General features: G+C 27.5%; 16 protein-coding genes and 1 riboswitch. Of the genes, 1 reads left to right on the forward strand and 15 read right to left on the reverse strand.

Annotation, left to right across the window (positions count from 1 at the left end):
• Nucleotides 1-16: 16 nt before the first annotated feature.
• Nucleotides 17-574: a hypothetical protein gene (locus JRV97_RS10570; RefSeq protein WP_280998673.1), complete on the forward strand. Its 558-nt coding sequence runs from the start codon at nt 17-19 to the stop codon at nt 572-574.
• Nucleotides 575-596: 22 nt separating this feature from the next.
• Here the strand turns inward: JRV97_RS10570 and guaB are convergent, their stop codons facing one another.
• The 15 genes from guaB to JRV97_RS10645 all read right to left on the reverse strand — a co-directional run bounded on the left by guaB (nt 597) and on the right by JRV97_RS10645 (nt 18,130).
• Nucleotides 597-2,051, reverse strand: a complete 1,455-nt coding sequence (guaB, locus tag JRV97_RS10575) for an IMP dehydrogenase (RefSeq protein ID WP_280998675.1) — start codon at nt 2,049-2,051, stop codon at nt 597-599.
• A gap of 13 nt (nt 2,052-2,064) precedes the next feature.
• Nucleotides 2,065-3,573, reverse strand: coding sequence for a glutamine-hydrolyzing GMP synthase (gene guaA / locus JRV97_RS10580; RefSeq protein ID WP_280998677.1), 1,509 nt, complete (start codon nt 3,571-3,573; stop codon nt 2,065-2,067).
• Between the two features lie 66 nt (nt 3,574-3,639).
• Nucleotides 3,640-3,741, reverse strand: a riboswitch (purine riboswitch).
• 58 nt (nt 3,742-3,799) lie between these two features.
• On the reverse strand, nt 3,800-4,528 hold the full coding sequence (locus JRV97_RS10585) for a TlyA family RNA methyltransferase (protein WP_280998679.1): 729 nt from the start codon (nt 4,526-4,528) through the stop codon (nt 3,800-3,802).
• The gene (locus JRV97_RS10590; RefSeq protein ID WP_280998682.1) at nt 4,518-5,780 is read right to left on the reverse strand and encodes a vWA domain-containing protein; all 1,263 of its coding nucleotides are present in this window, start codon (nt 5,778-5,780) and stop codon (nt 4,518-4,520) included. The genes JRV97_RS10585 and JRV97_RS10590 overlap by 11 nt, the downstream gene beginning before the upstream one ends.
• Nucleotides 5,675-6,412 (reverse strand): tRNA pseudouridine(38-40) synthase TruA, encoded by a 738-nt coding sequence (gene truA / locus JRV97_RS10595; RefSeq protein WP_280998684.1) that lies wholly within the window; start codon nt 6,410-6,412, stop codon nt 5,675-5,677. Before truA ends, JRV97_RS10590 begins: the two co-directional genes overlap by 106 nt.
• Nucleotides 6,413-6,424: 12 nt before the next feature.
• On the reverse strand, nt 6,425-7,015 hold the full coding sequence (locus JRV97_RS10600; protein ID WP_280998686.1) for a hypothetical protein: 591 nt from the start codon (nt 7,013-7,015) through the stop codon (nt 6,425-6,427).
• Between the two features lie 9 nt (nt 7,016-7,024).
• Nucleotides 7,025-8,710: a phospho-sugar mutase gene (locus tag JRV97_RS10605; protein WP_280998688.1), complete on the reverse strand. Its 1,686-nt coding sequence runs from the start codon at nt 8,708-8,710 to the stop codon at nt 7,025-7,027.
• A gap of 102 nt (nt 8,711-8,812) precedes the next feature.
• A complete protein-coding gene (locus tag JRV97_RS10610; RefSeq protein WP_280998690.1) occupies nt 8,813-9,151 on the reverse strand; it encodes a YraN family protein in 339 nt (112 codons plus the stop codon).
• Nucleotides 9,151-9,447 (reverse strand): Asp-tRNA(Asn)/Glu-tRNA(Gln) amidotransferase subunit GatC, encoded by a 297-nt coding sequence (gatC, locus tag JRV97_RS10615; protein ID WP_280998692.1) that lies wholly within the window; start codon nt 9,445-9,447, stop codon nt 9,151-9,153. Before gatC ends, JRV97_RS10610 begins: the two co-directional genes overlap by 1 nt.
• A 12-nt stretch (nt 9,448-9,459) precedes the next feature.
• Nucleotides 9,460-10,731: an ArsB/NhaD family transporter gene (locus JRV97_RS10620; protein WP_281001059.1), complete on the reverse strand. Its 1,272-nt coding sequence runs from the start codon at nt 10,729-10,731 to the stop codon at nt 9,460-9,462.
• A 27-nt stretch (nt 10,732-10,758) separates the two neighbouring features.
• Nucleotides 10,759-13,365 (reverse strand): alanine--tRNA ligase, encoded by a 2,607-nt coding sequence (gene alaS / locus JRV97_RS10625; protein WP_280998694.1) that lies wholly within the window; start codon nt 13,363-13,365, stop codon nt 10,759-10,761.
• A 12-nt stretch (nt 13,366-13,377) separates the two neighbouring features.
• On the reverse strand, nt 13,378-14,223 hold the full coding sequence (locus JRV97_RS10630) for a phosphatidate cytidylyltransferase (protein ID WP_280998696.1): 846 nt from the start codon (nt 14,221-14,223) through the stop codon (nt 13,378-13,380).
• Complete coding sequence (locus tag JRV97_RS10635) at nt 14,223-14,927, reverse strand: isoprenyl transferase (protein ID WP_280998698.1); 705 nt, start codon at nt 14,925-14,927, stop codon at nt 14,223-14,225. The genes JRV97_RS10630 and JRV97_RS10635 overlap by 1 nt, the downstream gene beginning before the upstream one ends.
• Nucleotides 14,924-15,445 carry a ribosome recycling factor gene (gene frr, locus JRV97_RS10640; protein WP_407081597.1) on the reverse strand — a complete coding sequence of 174 codons (522 nt, stop codon included), beginning with the start codon at nt 15,443-15,445 and terminating at the stop codon, nt 14,924-14,926. The genes JRV97_RS10635 and frr overlap by 4 nt, the downstream gene beginning before the upstream one ends.
• A 93-nt stretch (nt 15,446-15,538) precedes the next feature.
• The gene (locus tag JRV97_RS10645; RefSeq protein ID WP_280998702.1) at nt 15,539-18,130 is read right to left on the reverse strand and encodes a glycosyltransferase family 2 protein; all 2,592 of its coding nucleotides are present in this window, start codon (nt 18,128-18,130) and stop codon (nt 15,539-15,541) included.
• Nucleotides 18,131-18,143 lie beyond the last annotated feature (13 nt).

An 18,143-nucleotide genomic window follows, 5' to 3' on the forward strand; every position in this document is an offset into this window, starting at 1 on the left:
TAGGGAGGTGAAAAAAATGAGAAAAGTACTTGCTGTATTATTGATAACAGTTTTGAGCATTTCTATGTTTGCTTTTACCAGAATTCCTATATTAGACGAAAACCAGTTAATAGAAGTGAAAGGTGCAATTGAAAATATCAAGGACAAACCTGGAAACAGATTTTTTACGGTTAGTTTAAAAGACGAACCTAATTTTGAAATTGTATTTCCAAGATTTCCAGAATTATTAAAATGGATTGAGAAAGATACAGATATCGCATTAAAAGGATACTACATAGAATTAAAAACAGGAAAGTATTTTGTTCCAGTAAAAGTAACATATAAAGAAAAGTCATTTGATTTAAGAAAAGAAATTGCAAGAAGACTATATGCTAGAAAAAAGATGTTATATTATAAACAAAAAAACAGAAGACCTTATAATTATAATATGTATCCAGGATATTCCCCGAATATGATGAACAGGCCAGATTATTATAACCCAGGATTACCAAAATATCCAGGATATAGTCAAAATACACCATATACTCCTAATACCAATTATTATCCACCAAGAAAAGTTCCACCTATTAAATAATATCCCCCCAAATTATGGGGGGTTATTTAATGGAATAGTTTGGAGACTCTTTCGTTATTGATATATCATGGGGATGACTTTCTTTAAAACTAGCGGCGGTTATTTTTATAAATTCTGCTTTATTGTGAAGTTCTTTAATTGTTTTTGCACCAATATAACCCATTCCTGATTTTAATCCACCTAATAATTGGTAGATAACTTCATTTACTGTGCCTTTAAATGGCACCATTCCTTCAACACCTTCAGGTACAAGCTTATCTGTATTTGTAATATTTTCCTGGAAATACCTATCTTTACTTCCTTTTTTCATGGCACCAATTGATCCCATTCCTCTATATGTTTTATATTTTCTTCCCTGATAAAGTATAGTTTCTCCTGGAGCTTCTTCTGTTCCAGCAAATAAACTTCCAAGCATTACTGTATTTGCACCTGCAGCTAATGCTTTTACAATATCTCCTGAATATCTGATTCCTCCGTCTGCAATTACAGGAATATTATGTTTTTTTGCAACTTTTACAACATCCATAATTGCAGTTAATTGTGGAACTCCAATACCAGCGACGACTCTTGTAGTGCATATTGAACCAGGGCCTATACCAACTTTTAATGCATCTGCACCCGCCTTTATTAGGTCATTTGCAGCTTCTTCTGTTGCAATGTTTCCTGCGATAACAGGAATTTCAGGAAATTTAGTTTTCAAAAGTTTTATTGTTTCTATAATATTTTTAGAATGGCCATGTGCGGAATCCAGAACAATGACATCCACATTTGCATCAATTAATGCAGAAGCTCTTTCTAAAGCGTCAGAAACCCCGACTGCACCACCAACCAATAACCTACCTTTAGAATCACGAGAAGCATTTGGATGTTCTATTACGGAGAAAATATCTTTTATTGTTATTAATCCTATTAATTCTTGTTTTTCATTTATTATAGGAAGTTTTTCTATTTTATTTTCATGAAGTATTTCTTTAGCTTCAGTAATTGAAATATGAGGTCCAGCAACAATTAATTTTTTTAGTGGTGTCATTAATTCTTTAGCTTTTTTTGTAGAATCTTTTTCAAATCTCATATCTCTATTAGTTAAAATACCTAATAATTTATTATTTTCATCAACTACTGGAAGGCCCCCTATTTTATACTCATGCATTATTTTTTCAGCTTTGAATATAGGTGTATCAGGAGTTATAGTTATGGGATCATATATAATTCCATTTTCAGATTTTTTAACTTTTTCAACTTCATGAGCTTGTTCTTCTATATTTAAATTTTTATGAATAATTCCTATACCACCAGAATGAGCCATGGCTTTTGCCATTTGGCTTTCTGTCACAGTATCCATTGCTGCTGATAAAAAAGGTGTATTTAAATATATATCTTTGACTAATAATGATTTTGTATCAACTTGTGAAGGAGTAACTTCACTGTATTTTGGTTTTAGTAACACATCATCAAATGTTAGAGTTTCTCTAAACATAAAATTCCTCCTTTCATTCCCATTCAATTGTAGCGGGGGGTTTTGAAGTAATATCATACACAATTCTTCCAATTCCTTTTACTTCATTTGTGATTCTCGTTGAAGCCTCTTCTAATATTTCAAAAGGTATCTTCGACCAATTAGCAGTCATTCCTTCAACACTATTAACACTTCTAATAGCTAAAACATAATCGTAATTTCTCTCATCTCCTACAACTCCCACAGTTTTAATTGGAGTTAAAACTGTAAATGCCTGCCAAACTTTATCATACCAATTGTTTTTCTTTAAGGTTTCAATAAATATGTGATCCGCTTTTTTTAATATATTCAATTTTTCTTCTGTAATTTCACCAATTATACGTATGGCTAAACCAGGTCCTGGAAATGGATGTCTGTATAAAATATGTTTAGGAATTCCAAGAATTTCACCAATTTTTCTAACCTCATCTTTGAAAAGATATTTTAATGGTTCAATTATCTTAAATTCAATATCTTCAGGTAAACCACCAACATTGTGATGACTCTTTATTTTTGCAGTATTTTTCCCCGAAGCAGCACTTTCAATAACATCAGAATATATAGTTCCTTGTATTAGATAATCATAGTTATTTTTCGATACTTCTTCAAAAACCCTAATAAATTCTTCTCCAATTATTTTTCTCTTTTTTTCAGGATCAATAATATTTTTTAATTTGTCTAAAAATCTTTTTTTTGCATCTATAACAGTTAAATTAATCCCGATTAAATCATTAAAGATTTTTTTTACTTCTATCTCTTCATTTAGTCGCAATAATCCGTGATTTACAAAAACGGCTTTAAGATTTTTCCCAATGGCTTTATGAACTAAAACGGTAGCAACGGAGGAATCAACACCGCCAGATAAGGCTATAATAGCTTTTTTATCATTGATTTCATTTCTGATTTCTTCTATTTTTTCTTCTATAAAATAATTTAATGACCAATTTTTTTCCAATTTTGCAATTTTAAAAAGAAAATTTTCAATGATTTTATCTCCGAATTCAGTGTGTTTTACTTCTGGGTGGAATTGCAAACCATATATGTTATTTGAAAATTTAATAGCTGCATATATATTATTTTTGGTTTTTGCAATAACACTACTATTTTTTGGTAAAAAAACAACAGAATCACCGTGACTCATCCAGGTTATTATATTTTTTGGAATATTATCAAAAATAGGATCATTAGAAATTTCGATTTCAGTTTTTCCATATTCTGAAATTTCGGTTTTCTCAACTTTCCCTCCAAGTTCTTTTGATAATAATTGAAGGCCATAACAAACACCTAATATAGGTTTCTTAGTATTTAATATCCATTTTGGTAAAGGTAAGGCGTCAACATCATTAACACTTTTTGGCCCTCCCGAAAGAATTATTCCACCAATTTCATCTGGTGGATTGTCGTCGTATTGTATAACTTCTGAATAAACGCCTAATTCCCTTATTCTTCTTGCAAGCAACTGTGTGTATTGAGAACCGTAATCGATAATAACAACTTTTTTCATAAACACCTCCTATAAAAAAATACGCTCCCCTATAAGGAAAGAGGAGCGTATATTCTTTATACACTATATACAAAACCCCTTTCCTATAGTCAGATGGTTTACGGCCATCTGGTAGATACTTCCAGACCATATTACTGGAATTATATAGGAAAGTATAATCGTATTTAATTTTCTGTATTTTAACAAAAAAAAACTGTTTTTCTTTTTCTAAGTGATTAATAATTTGTTAATCCATTTTATATTTAACATATAATAGATATTCAATATTGCCTTCTTTTCCTTTAATTGGTGATTCTGTTATTCCAATAATTTCAAACCCGTTGTTTTTAAATGATAATGTTACTTTTTCAATTGCCTCATTTCTAAATTTATCATTTTTTACTATTCCTTTTATGAGTTTAGATGGTTCCAATTCAAATTGCGGTTTAATTAATACAATTCCTTCAGATTTTTTAGATATAATATTTTTTATTGGAGAAATTAATTTTGTAATAGATATAAAAGATACATCACAGGTAAAAAAATCTATTTCTTCAAAATTTTCTTTTTTTAAATATCTAGCATTTGTATTTTCCATTAAAATAATTTTTGGATTATTTCTTAATGATTGATGTAGCTGATTTGTTCCAGAATCAATTGCATAAACCCTTTTTGCACCTTTTTCTAATAATACTTGAGTAAAACCACCCGTTGAAGATCCTATATCCATACATACTTTTTTTTCAATATTTATATTAAATACTTCAAATGCATGTAATAATTTATAAGCTGCTCTACTTACATATTTTTCGGTTGAGATAATTTCAATATAGTCATTTTGATTAACTTTTTTAGAAGGTTTAGTTATAATAATATTATTAACTTTAACTTTTTTTTCTTTAATTAAACGTTGCGCTTTTTCCCTTGATTCAATATAATTGTTTTTAACCAGAAATATATCCAATCTATTTTCCATTTTTATACCTCATTGTAATATTATTTTTTTTAGTGATTTTTACTTTATTATTTTTTATAAAAATATTTTTATTTTCTAAAGATATTGTTTTTTCTGTGCGTAATTTAATATTATTTTCAATTTTCGATGTTTGACCAATAAAATATAATCCACCGGTTTTTAAATCTATTGAATATTTTTTACCTCCAAATGTTAAGACAGATATTTTATTATCTTTAACAGTTATATATGAAGGTGCTCTTTCCATATCTCTTATAATGTTTCTCAATCCAACAGTTATTATTTCTCCGTAGGATGTAATAAGATAAATAGTAAAATTATTTTCATAGGCAAAAACAGGAATTCCATGAAATTGAATGCCTTTATTTTTTTCTAAAATACCAAATGGTGAAGCGAAAACAGCGTTTTCAACAATTAAAATATTATCTCCTTTTTTGGGAATCCAAACACTTTTTTCAGTTCCTGTAATTTCAATACCAGTTTCTAAATCAAAAATTCCCAAAATTTTTTTGAAAGATATTTCTTTTTCTATAATTTCTGATATTAAAGGTATTTCATATTTATTATAAATATTTTCAAGATTAAATTTTATTTTTTCATAAGGAGTTTCAAGAGTATAATTATTTGGTGGTAATATCATATGTTCTTCTAGTTCAATTTTTTTCCCATTTAATGTTGCATCTCCAGTATATCCAAGAAAATTAACTTCAATCCACCTTTCAGGTACTTTTTGTAAACTCTGTCCAATAGGTGTTTTGACAGGAACATTAAAAATCATGTTGTTTTTTAGAATTTTGACTCTTAAATTTTCTGACCAATTAAAAAAAGCAGAGTTAACGATTTCTCCAGACTCATCAAACATTTGACAATTATTTGCTATCAAATAAATTCTTCTTTGATAGTAATTTTTAAAAACATCTGATAATAAAGATTTAAAATTGGTCAAAGAATCTGTATATTCTTTTTTATCAAAATCTATTATAATGTTTGAAGCTTGAATAGTTATTTCTAATCTTTTTGAACTTGTTGATGGTGGGGTTTCTATATCAACATATTTATATATATTATAAAATACATCTGAAAATAAAGAAGAAGGGCCATTATATACTAGCCCTATTTTTTCTTTTGAAAATATTGATATATTTATTAAAATAATACAGAATAAAAGTATAATCCTTGTGGTGGAGCTGATGCTGGAGCTTTGGAACGACTTTTTGCTTCTAAAATTTCTTTTATATATTCTGGTTCCCAACTTTCTGTCCCTACCTTTACTAAAGCACCTACAATATTTCTTACCATTCTTCTCAAAAACGAATGACCCTCTACTCGTATCAATATGATATTATTTCTCATTTTTAAAATTCGTATTCTATATATTGTTCTTACAGGATTTCTATCATCATTTCCAGTTTTAAATGTTGTAAAATCATGTTCCCCTTCTAAATATTTAGCAGCTTTTCTCATTTTCTCTATGTTTAAATTATAAGGAAACCACCAAACCCTATCTCTTAAAAATATGTTTGGCTCATCATTTTGATAAATGAAATAATGATAAATTCTTTTTTTTGCTTCGTGGCGTGGAGAGAATTTATCTCGAACATTTCTAACTTCCCTAACATAAATATCTTCAGGTAGATTTGCATTCAAGGCATCTTTTATATTTTTTAATGTCATTCTTTCATTTGGAACGCTAAAAGCTATAACTTGTCCATAACCATGAACTCCTGTATCTGTTCTTCCAGCACCCCACGAAATTACTTTTTGTTTAAAAATCCTTTTTAAAGTTTTTTCAAACTCACCTTGAACAGTTCTAACTTTAGGTTGTCCTTGAAATCCATTAAATCTAGTTCCATCATATGCAACTATTGCAGCAACTCTTCTCATATTTTACCTCCATTATAAAACGCCTTTTTCCTTTAAAACACCAGTTTCTAACAGTTTATAAGCAATTTCTTTTTCTTGTTTTTCGAGTAATTCTAAATCTTTTTTAAATAGTTTTTCATAAATTCTTATTAAATAAAGGTTCGCAAATTTTGATACGTACATTTTTATTGTTTCTTTATGAGAATCTTCAACATTTTTAACTAAAGTTTCTAACCAATCTTCATAATTTTCCCTTATTTTTTGGGTTTTTATTAAAGAATTAAATTCATGTATTGTTTCATATAATCCAATAAATTCTGATATAAGTTCTATATAATCACCATACAACTCTCTTATTTCTTCTGATAAAAAATCTACAAAAGAAACTTTTAAATATGATGAAACCTTTTTATCTATTTTTAAAAATCTTTTTAAACCAACTAAATTTCCTTTTTTTTCTTTCAATACAAAATAACCTAAAATACCATTATTAAAATTTTGGATATTTTCCAAATCTTCTTCACTATATAATATAATTTTTAATGTTTTAGAATCTATAAATTCGCATTTTTTTGGAACGTAGAAATCACCATTATTGGTTACTAATAATAGATTTGGTTCCATAATTTCACCTCAATATTCAGTCAATGAATTTACAACCTCTTTTGCACCTGAAATAATATTTTTTGCTTCAACTTCATTATTTCCTTTTGCTAACAAATAAAATTTAATTTTTGGTTCTGTTCCAGATGGTCTTCCGATAATTTTTAGTTTATTTTCATAATTTAATTCTACCACATTAGATTGAGGCAAATCATTAATACCTTTCAAATAATCTATAATTTCCATTAATTTTAAATTTTTTACTTGAGTTGGTGGATTATTTCTTAATTTTTGCATGATAGTATTAATTTTGTTTAGACCTTCAATACCTTCTAATGTAAAGGAAACATTTTCTTCAAGATAATATCCGTATTTTTCTTTTAATTCATTAAAATAATCAGTTAATGTCATATTTTTGTTGTGTATATAAGAAACCATAATAGCTACCAATCCAGAGGCAATAACAGCATCTTTATCTCTTGCGTGGTCATTGGCCAAATACCCGTAACTTTCTTCAAATCCAAAAATAAATTTCTTTTCACCATTATTATAATATTTTTCAAGTTTTTCACCGATGAATTTAAAGCCGGTTAGTGTTTCTTCAACAGAAATATTAAACTCTCTGGCAATAGGCTTAATCATATCTGTTGTTACAATGGTTTTTATTATTAATCCATTTTCTGGTAAAATTCCAAGAGATTGCATTCTGGTTAAAATAAAATGTGACAACATAACTCCAATCTGGTTTCCAGTGAAAGCTTTATAATCATTTCCCTCTTTTACGTATATACCTAATCTATCGGAGTCTGGATCAGTTGCCATAACCAGATCGGCATTAATATTATTTGCATAATTTAAAGCGAGTTCGAAAGCATCTTTTTCTTCTGGATTAGGAACTTTAACTGTTGAGAAATTTGGGTCTGGAACAGCCTGTTCTTCTACAATTTTTAAGTTAAAACCCAATCTTGTAAGTATTTCTTTGACAGGCTTTAAACCGGTTCCATGGAAAGGTGAATAAACAATATTTATATTATTTTCCATTTGAGGCATTAATGATCTTAAATAACTTTCTAAATTATTAATGTAGTCTTCAAATAATTCTTCAGATATCCAATTAATATATCCACTTTTTATTCCCTCTTCAAAATCAGTAATTTTTACATCATCAAAATAATCCAATTTATTTATTTCTTCAATAACTTTGTTAGCCACTTTAGGTATAGCCTGTGTACCATCTGAAGTGTAAATTTTATATCCATTATATTGTGGTGGATTATGGCTGGCGGTGATAACAATACCCGCAGTAGTTTTTAAATATCTTACTGCAAAGGATAATATTGGAGTGGCAGTAACTTCTTTAAAAATATGAACGTTAATTCCATTAGCAGCTAAAACTGAAGCGGCTGTTTTAGCAAAATCTAAAGAAAATTTTCTTGTATCATAAGCTATTGCAACTGCTGGAAATCTACATATTTTTTTTAAATAATTAGCAAATCCCTGTGTAGCTCTTGCAACTGTATGAACGTTCATACGATTTGTACCTGCTCCAATTTTCCCTCTTAATCCACCCGTACCAAATTCTAAGTCTTTAAAAAACCTATCTAAAAGTTCTTTTTTATCATTTTTAATGTTAATTAATTCATTTTTTAATGAAGAATCAGCTTTTTTAACCCATAGTTCAAATTTATTATAAGCATTTTTTTCTATATCTGTCATAACCTCTCCTCCTTGAAAAATACTTTATACAATAAAATTATAACACAAAAAAGAGAATTATTTCAAAAAAATGTTTAAAATATATAAAAGGGGCTAAGCCCCTTAAAATAATCTTTGATCTGGAAAGTAGAAAATTTCAAATTTATCGTTTATACCAATAACATCAATTCTGGTTTCATCGAAATCAATATTATTATACTTTATATAAATATTGGCAGTTTTTGTGATTTTTTGTAATTTTTTATTATTAACCCTATATGCTGGATTTTCAATATAATCTTTTCCACCCTTGACTTCAACAAAAACAAGGCATTTGTTATCTAAAGCAATAATATCAATTTCTCCTATTTTAGTAGAGAAATTGCGCTTAAGAATTTTAAAACCTTTTTTCTTTAAGAATTTAACAGCAATATCTTCATATATTTTTCCTTTATTATTCATCAGTTTTGAATTCCAGGAACTTTTAATAAATTATCTCTTTTGATTGGAAATTCATTTATAATTTTTTCTAATGCTTTAGACTGTTTTGTTTCATCTATATGGAAAACATTTTTTAAAATATTTTCTACTGGTGAAAATAGAGGATTAACATTTTCAATATTTACTTCATCTATCATTTCCATATACTTTAAAATTTCAATAAGATCTTTCTTTATTATTTCTTTTTCCTGTGTAGATAATTTAATCATGGACAATTTTTCTAATTTTTCAATAAGTTCATCGTTAACATTTATCATAAACAATCCTCCTTAAATTAAAATTATTTCAATGTAAATAGCAGATAATATTAAATTAGTAAGAACGATTAAAAAAGCAAATTTAAAGAAATCCTTAAACTTAATTTCTTCATTTTTGAATTGTTTTAACATAGCTAAAGCTACTATATTAGCAGATGCACCTATTGGAGTAAAATTACCCCCTAAACATGCTCCTAACGATAAGGAATACCATAGTGGTTTTAAATTCGAAAAAGTTTCTGGGTTTATATGTTGTAAGTTTTTAATAACAGGAATTAATGTAGCGGTAAAAGGAATATTATCAACAAAGCCTGAAATAGCTCCAGAAACACCTATAAGCATCATTGCAAAGCTTCTCATTGAACTTCCTGCAATATTAACTAAAACATGTGTAAAATCTTTTAAAATACCGGTTTGAACCAAGCCACCTGTCATAATAAACAAACCAAAGAAAAATAAAATGGTTCCCCATTCAACTTCTTTAAGAATTTCCTCAACTTCATTTCTATCTAAAATTAACAAAGCTAAAAATCCTATAAATAACGCAATGGTAGAACTTTCCATTTCAAGCTGATGCTGAAATATAAATAAAAGTAAAGTTAAAAGCAACAATGCCCATGAAATATAAAATCCTAACTTATTTTTAATAGCTGATCTTGGATCAAATGATTTAACTTTATTTTCATCTATAGAAAAATTTAGCTTTTTTTTAAAAAGAAACATTGTAATTAATTGCATTACAAATAAGTTTAAAAAAGAAATTGTTCCATTAACCATAAAAAATTCTGTAAAACGTAGTCCCGCTGCACTGGCTATCATTATATTTGGAGGGTCGCCAATTATTGTGGCTGTTCCTCCAATATTTGAAGCCATAATTTCACCGAAAATAAATGGTAAAGGATCTACTTCAAGTGAATCTGTAATAGCCAGAGTAATAGGAATAAATACAAGTACTGTTGTAACATTATCAATAATGGCGGACATTAAAGCGACCATAAATGTTAAACCAAAATAAAGAATATATCCATTTTTATGAAATGCTTTTAAAGTAATAATTCCAAGATATTCAAAAAGCCCCTTTTTCCTAATTACAGAGACAAAAATCATCATTCCCATTAGTAAGTATATGGTATTAACATCAACATAATTTTTAATTGCTTCTATATGATTTTCAAAAATGCCAAGAATCATCATTATCGTAGCCCCAAGAATGGCGACAATGGTTCTATTGATTTTTTCAGTGACTAAAATAGTATAAGAAAAAAGAAAAATTATTAAAGCAATAGTACGTTCCGTAAAATCATCCCCCTATTAATTAATAAATTTATCAATGTTATTAATAATATCATTTATTTTTGATGGGTCTTTTCCACCTGCCTGTGCAAAATCGGGTCTTCCACCGCCACCGCCACCTAATTCTTTAGCAATATTTTTAGCAATATTTCCAGCATGATATTTTCCTACTAAATCTTTGGTCACCTTAACAATAAAGTTTACTTTTTTATCGTTTTTATTGAATAAAATAATTAGACCACTTTTTAATTTATTTTCTACAATATCAGTAGTATTTCTTAAAACATTTTGATCAACATTTTCAAAAACTTTTACAAAAACCTTTATATTGGCAAATTCTTTTATATCAGATAAATCTATTGACTTAGTAGTCATTTTTTCCTGTAATTTTTTAATCTCTTTTTCAAGTTCTTTAATTTTTTCAGACATTGAATTTATCTTAGGAATTATGTTTTCTTCTGTAACTTCTAATGTTTTAGAAATAGTATTTATTTCATTTTCAAGGTGATTTAAATATTCTAAGGATTTAACGCCAGTGATAGCTTCAATTCTTCTAATTCCTGCTGAAACAGCATTTTCAGAAATAATTTTGAATAAACCAATTTCTCCTGTATATGATACATGTGTTCCACCACAAAGTTCTGCACTAAAATCTCCTACTTTAACTACTCTAACTTCGTTCCCATATTTTTCTTCAAATAATGCCATAGCGTTTTCATTTTTTGCTTCTTCTAAGCTTTTTACTTCTGTTATAACTTTTAAATTATCGAGTATTTTTTCATTTACTAGCTTTTCAATTTTTTTAATAGTATCATCTGATATTCCTTCATAATGCGTAAAATCAAATCTCAATTTTTCATCTGTAACTAAAGAACCAGCTTGTTTTACATGTTCGCCTAATATTTCTCTTAGAGCTTTATGTAAAAGATGTGTCGCTGTATGATTTCTTTTTATAGCTTTTCTTCGTTCATTATCAACTATTAATTCTACTTTTTCACCGGTAGTTATATTGCCATTAATTACTTTTCCAAAGTGGCCAATTACTTCATTATTAATAATTTTAGTATCTTCAACTTCAAACTCAAAATTTTGATTTTTTATAATACCAGTATCACCGATTTGACCACCTTTTTCGGCATAAAAAGGTGTGTTTTTTGTAATTAAAACTATAAAATCTCCTTTGGTTGCAGTATCAATAATTTTATCTTCTTTTGCAATATAAAGGACTTCACTTTCATCACTTACTTTTTCATAGCCAGTAAATTTTGTAGTTTTTATTTCATCACCAATATATTTGTACGTTTGATTCATTTTTGTGTATTCTTTTTCTCCTGCTGCTTCACGTGCTCTTTTTCTTTGTAATTCCATAAATTCATTAAATCTTTTTTCATCCACAGTAAATTTATATTCTTCTGCAACTTCTTTTGTTATATCTAAAGGAAATCCATAAGTATCATATAATTCAAATGCAAATTCACCATCTATTACATTGTCATTAGAAGACTTTATATAACCTATTAATTTTTCCATACCTTTATCTAATGTTTCAAGGAATCTTCTTTCTTCTGCCTCAACTATCTTTTTGATAAATGACTCTTTTTCTTTTATTTCAGGGTAAATATCACTATAATTTTCCAGTACAGTATTAATTACTTCATTCATAAAAGGTTCCTTTTTTCCTAAAAGAGCTCCATGCCTTAAAGCTCTCCTTAAAATTCTCCTTAGAACATATCCTCTTCCCTCATTTGAAGGCAATATTCCTTCAGATACAAGGAAGGTTACAGCTCTTGAATGATCGGCAATTACTTTAATAGATACATCTATTTTATCATTTCCTCTAAATTTCACATTAAAAATTTCTTCGATTTTATTTATAATAGGGGTAAATAAATCTGTTTCAAAATTATCGTAAACTCCCTGAACTGCTGCAGTAACTCTTTCTAGACCTGCACCAGTATCAATATTCTTTCTTGGTAAAGGTGAAAGATTACCATTTTCATCCTGATAGTATTCAGTAAATACTAAATTCCATATTTCAACATATCTTCCACAGTCATCTTCAGGAGTACAATTTTCAGGATTAGGGCATAGGTCTGTTCTGCCAGTATCATAATATATTTCAGAACATGGACCGCAAGGTCCAGAAGGTCCCACGGGCCCCCACCAATTATCTTCTTTTCCCATTCTTACAATTTTTTCTTCCGGGAAACCGATAACATCTTTCCAGATATTATATGCTTCATCATCGTCAAGATAAACAGAAACCCACAATTTTTCTTTTGGTAATTTTAAAACATCAGTAAGAAATTCCCATGCGAATTTAATTGCGCCTTCTTTAAAATATTCTCCAAAAGAAAAATTTCCAAGCATTTCAAAAAATGTTTGATGCCTTGCTGTTCTTCCGACATTTTCTATATCATTTGTTCTTATGCATTTTTGGCACGTAGCAATTTTAGTATATGTTGGTTCTACTTTACCCCAAAAAATAGGTTTAAAAGGTACCATTCCAGCAACAGTAAATAATAATTGTGGATCGCTTGGTATTAAAGGAAAACTTTTCATTATTTTATGATCATTTTTCTCAAAGAATTTTAAAAATGATTCTCTTATTTCTTTCGAATTCATATAATCCCTCCATTATATTCCTAAAATTTTCATCAAAAAATAAAAAGATGGAGTTAGATATAATAATCCATCTATTCTATCGTACATTCCTCCATGACCAGGTAATGTTTCTCCAGAATCTTTTAAATTATAAGTTCTTTTTAAGGATGATTCAGTAAGATCACCTATTGTATCAATTACTCCAACTAATATTGCAAAAAAAATAGCTTGAAAAGGATTTATTAGATTTAGATCAAAGCTTTTTCTAATATATTCGAAAAGAACTATATATAAATAAGTTAAAATTATTCCACCTATTAAACCTTCAACACTTTTTTTGGGAGAATAATTAGGTGATAATTTATGTTTTCCAATATTCAATCCAACAAAATAAGCTCCAGCATCGTATATCCATACTGAAGTCAAAACTAAAACAGCAGTTGTTGCGCCGTAATTTAGAACTATATGATAAAAATAAGATAAAAATAAGGAAATTGCTATAATACCATATAGATAGCTTTCTATAGCAATTTTATATTTATGAGTGTTTTTTAAATAAATTAAACTAAAACCTGCAATTAAAATTATAGAGATTACATATACAGTGATTGGATCGAATATTGTTAATCCCGAATAATAAGCTCTTAATGAAAATCCATAAACTGCACTGGTTAAAGCAACTATAATAGAAAGAAATACCTTGTATTCATATTTAAAGTTTTTTAATGTCATTTCAAAATATTCTAATGCGGTGATTAAAATAATAGATGTTACTAAACCAATAGTAGTAGGCAATGTAAAGAAAGAAAAAACAACAGCTGGTCCTAAAATAATTCCTGAAAGTGTTCTAACTAAAAGATTTTTTTTATTGATAGCCACTATTTTTCACTTCCTTCATCTGAAGAAATACTACCAAATCTTCTTTCTCTATTTGAATAGTTTTCTATAGCTTTAATTAAATCATCTTTCGTAAAATCTGGCCATAAAGTATCGGTAAAATATAACTCTGAATAGGCAATTTGCCATAAAAGAAAGTTGCTTATTCGTATTTCTCCAGAAGTTCTTATAATTAATTCTGGATCTGGCACATCAGGCAAATAAAGATTATTAGATATATCTTTAATATCTATTTCCTTTATACCTTTTGAAATTATTTTATTAACAGCATCAACTATTTCTCTTCTTCCACCATAATTTACAGCTAAAATAACATCAATTTTTGAATTGTTTTTGCTCTTTTCTTCTATACGTTTACAAACATCAAAAACCTCTTGAGGTAGCTCCTCAATTCTTCCTGTAAATCTAACTCTAACATTTTCTCTTATTATTTTATTTAGTCTTGATTCAAGATATCTTACCATAAGAGAAAAAAGAAATGAGACTTCTTCTTTTGGTCTCTTCCAGTTTTCAGTAGAAAAAGAGTATAAGGTTAAATACCTTATACCCAAATCAGATGCCCATTGTATTACATCTTCAGCAACCTTTGCACCACGTTCGTGTCCCATAGTTCTCTTTAAACCACGTTGTTTAGCCCAACGGCCATTTCCATCCATTATTATTCCGACATGTTTTGGTATTTTCAAGACTCCATTATCTCCTTTTCTTTTTTATGAAATACTTCATCTATTTTATGTTCGTGTTCCTTTAATATTTTTTGTATTTCTTCTTCTAGTTTTTTAGCATCATCTTCAGGAATTTCACCATTTTTTTGTTTTTCTTTAACAAGTTTCATATCTTCACGTCTAATATTCCTTAATGCAATTTTGAATTCTTCAGAAAGTTCTTTTGCATGTTTGACCCATTTTTTTCTGTCTTCTACAGTAGGATTAGGGAATTTAACTCTAACAACTACACCATCAGTTGAAGCCATCATACCTAAGTTAGCAGCATTAATAGCTTTTTCTATTTTTGAACATAAGCTTTTGTCCCATGGTGTAATAACAACTGTTCTATCTTCTCCGACAGTTAATGTAGCTGTTTGATTTATTGGAGTAGGTGTTCCATAATAATCCACCATAATTTCTTCAAACATTGCTGGGGAAGGCCTTCCAGTCCTAAGTTTTTTATATTCATCTTCTAAATGTTTAACCGTTTTATCCATTTTAGATTTTGCTTCTTTCAAAATAGGATCTTTTAATGACACGACATCCACCTCCAAGATAATTTTTTATTTTGTATCTTAAATAATATTATATCATTTTTTATATTGTACAAGAAGTAATTCATCATCAATAAAATCAAAAGAAAAAGGTTTTGTAAATTTAATAAATTTATCAATATTATTTGAATTTAAATACCATAATGCTCTTGGGTCTTTTTGAAAAATGTTCTCACTTAAATTGAAAAAAATAAATAAATTATTACTTATAGAAATTAAATATTCTATATCTTTTAATAAATTTCTTGAATATTCTGGATTAAAAAATACTATGTTATCAAATGTATCTTTATAAGGTTTATCCTCAATATATTCCAGGTTATATATAGAAATATGTTCTTTTTTTAGAAATGGATTGAGTGTATTAATTTCCAAAACTTTATCATTATTAATCTGGGATAACAAATATCTTATTTTATTTTTTTTCAGTGGATTAGGAAATAATGTCCTAAAATATTTGGAGTAATTTTTTAAGTAATTATCCAAACTTTTTAAAGAATTATATGTTGGTAATGGAGAAACATATCTCAATCCGCTTTCTTCAGACTCATACCATGTTTTAACTGGATTAACAACAGGTATCAAAGAAATAATTTCTCCTAAATTCAAAACATTTACTATTTTATCTTCACTTTTTTTTATATTTTCTTCAAAATAAAAACCTGTATAATTATAACGTCCTTCAGCTAAATCTGCAAGTATAGAATTTAATTCAAGAGCTTTTTTGAGATAAAGTTTAGCTTTTTCAAAATCATTGTTTTCTTTAAAATAATTATATAATCTCAAGTTTATAAAAGCTTTAAAGTATTTATTTTTTGTGATTTTAGAACTTTCTATCAATAATAATTCATATAATTTTTTATTATCATTTTTTAATTTTAAAGCATATACATATTTTAACTCTGGAAAAACTTTTCCAAAATAGAAATCAAACAAAGCTAACTCCCTATGATCAAAAATATTTAGGTCAAAGAACAATTCGTTTTTTTTATTCATTTCTTCCTTTAATTCAACATATGCAGGAATTAATTCTTTTGGGTCCATATGAGTTAATATATCTTCTATTAACACTTGAACAAATTTTGCTAGAGATTTTTCTAAATTTACAGCTTTTTTATATCTTATTTTTGCTTCACTGAATCTTCCAGTTTTAGTTAAAATATCCGCAATTAAGAGTTCTATAACAGCTTTTTCTCTGTCAGAACTAATATCTTTTCTCAATCTTCTTATTTTTAAAAGTAATTCCAGTAGTTGCTCAAAATCTTGTTCGAATAAGTTATCAATAAAAGTTAGTAAAAATCCAACGATGTTTTCTTCTTTTTCCAATCTTTCAATAAAATATTCCAAAAATATATATGGATTTTTATCTTTTGATTTTTCAAAAATTAAATTATATTTATTTATATTATCTATTGTTGTTTTATCATAATAATCTTTATTTTTTAGTATATTGTTATGAAGTATTTTTATTATTTTGATTAAATCATTTTTTATATTGTAGTTATCTTCTTTAGCGAATTCATCAAAAACAAAATTATATAACATCACAATTTTTTCGTTGTTTTTTGTATAATCAAAATCATTCAACGCATTTTCTACATTTTCAAAATCTTTTGTTTTTATCTTTGACATGATGAGAAAAGATAGACCTTCATTTTTTTTAAATAATGATTGCATTGACCACGTAATTTCACTACGTCTATTTTCAAAAACATTTAAATATTTTAAGAAATCAAAAGAAGCAATCTTCAAATTTTCCCAATCGCGTTTATTATAGTATACATTCATTAATCCATAATATGCGTCGAGATTCCATTTAGACCCTATTTTAAACCATTCTTCGGCTTCTTCCCAATACCCTTTATTCATTAATTCAATACCCCATAAAAACATGAATTCCACAGTCATAGGAAGAGGTTTATAGTCTTTTTTTTTGAGATTTTTTAAAATCATTTTGGATATTTTATATCCAATCTTCATTTTCTCTATATGTCTTTGGGCGATCGATAATGTTTTCATATATTGAATTAAATAATATATATCATCAGGTTTTTCTTCAAGATATTTTTCAAGAAGTGCTAAAGTTCGTTGAGTTTTTTGTTTTCTTCTTAATCTTGTCCATATATAACCGTAATGATATAGTTCAAGATCAACTTTTACATTTTTCCCTTTATATACAGGTTGATTATGAACAATATTTTCATATTTTACTTTTCCATTTCTAAAGAATCTTGCTGTACTGGCTATCTCAGAATGTTTTTTTTCAAAATCCAAAAAGTTTACAGTAGGGATATATACAGCAACGATATCATTTTTCAATGATTTTAAATAATTTCTAATATTATTTTTTAAATTTTCTGAAGCTTCTTCATCTGCATCGATTATAAATACCCACTCAGATGAAGCATATTTTAAAGTTTCATTTCTTGCGTCTGAAAAGCTACCATTCCACGGGAAAAAATATATTTTGTCAGTATATTTTTTTGCAATTTCAACAGTGTTATCTGTAGAACCAGTATCTACAAAAATAATTTCATCACAAAAATCTTTTATGCTATTAAGACATCTTCCTATATTTTGTTCTTCGTTTTTTGCCATAATACATGCACTAATAAGTTTTTTATGCATAGTAACCCCCCAT

The sequence above is a fragment of the Marinitoga aeolica genome, from assembly GCF_029910535.1.
Taxonomy (GTDB): domain Bacteria; phylum Thermotogota; class Thermotogae; order Petrotogales; family Petrotogaceae; genus Marinitoga; species Marinitoga aeolica.

Excerpts from the sequence above, each read along its gene's own strand:
- JRV97_RS10600 (WP_280998686.1), bottom strand. The coding sequence starts at position 7,015 with ATGGAACCAAATCTATTATTAGTAACCAATAATGGTGATTTCTACGTT.
- truA (WP_280998684.1), bottom strand. The coding sequence starts at position 6,412 with ATGAGAAGAGTTGCTGCAATAGTTGCATATGATGGAACTAGATTTAAT.
- alaS (WP_280998694.1), bottom strand. The coding sequence starts at position 13,365 with ATGAATTCGAAAGAAATAAGAGAATCATTTTTAAAATTCTTTGAGAAA.
- JRV97_RS10605 (WP_280998688.1), bottom strand. The coding sequence starts at position 8,710 with ATGACAGATATAGAAAAAAATGCTTATAATAAATTTGAACTATGGGTT.
- JRV97_RS10570 (WP_280998673.1), top strand. The coding sequence starts at position 17 with ATGAGAAAAGTACTTGCTGTATTATTGATAACAGTTTTGAGCATTTCT.
- guaA (WP_280998677.1), bottom strand. The coding sequence starts at position 3,573 with ATGAAAAAAGTTGTTATTATCGATTACGGTTCTCAATACACACAGTTG.
- JRV97_RS10645 (WP_280998702.1), bottom strand. The coding sequence starts at position 18,130 with ATGCATAAAAAACTTATTAGTGCATGTATTATGGCAAAAAACGAAGAA.
- gatC (WP_280998692.1), bottom strand. The coding sequence starts at position 9,447 with ATGATAAATGTTAACGATGAACTTATTGAAAAATTAGAAAAATTGTCC.
- JRV97_RS10585 (WP_280998679.1), bottom strand. The coding sequence starts at position 4,528 with ATGGAAAATAGATTGGATATATTTCTGGTTAAAAACAATTATATTGAA.
- JRV97_RS10610 (WP_280998690.1), bottom strand. The coding sequence starts at position 9,151 with ATGAATAATAAAGGAAAAATATATGAAGATATTGCTGTTAAATTCTTA.
- frr (WP_407081597.1), bottom strand. The coding sequence starts at position 15,445 with ATGGATAAAACGGTTAAACATTTAGAAGATGAATATAAAAAACTTAGG.
- guaB (WP_280998675.1), bottom strand. The coding sequence starts at position 2,051 with ATGTTTAGAGAAACTCTAACATTTGATGATGTGTTACTAAAACCAAAA.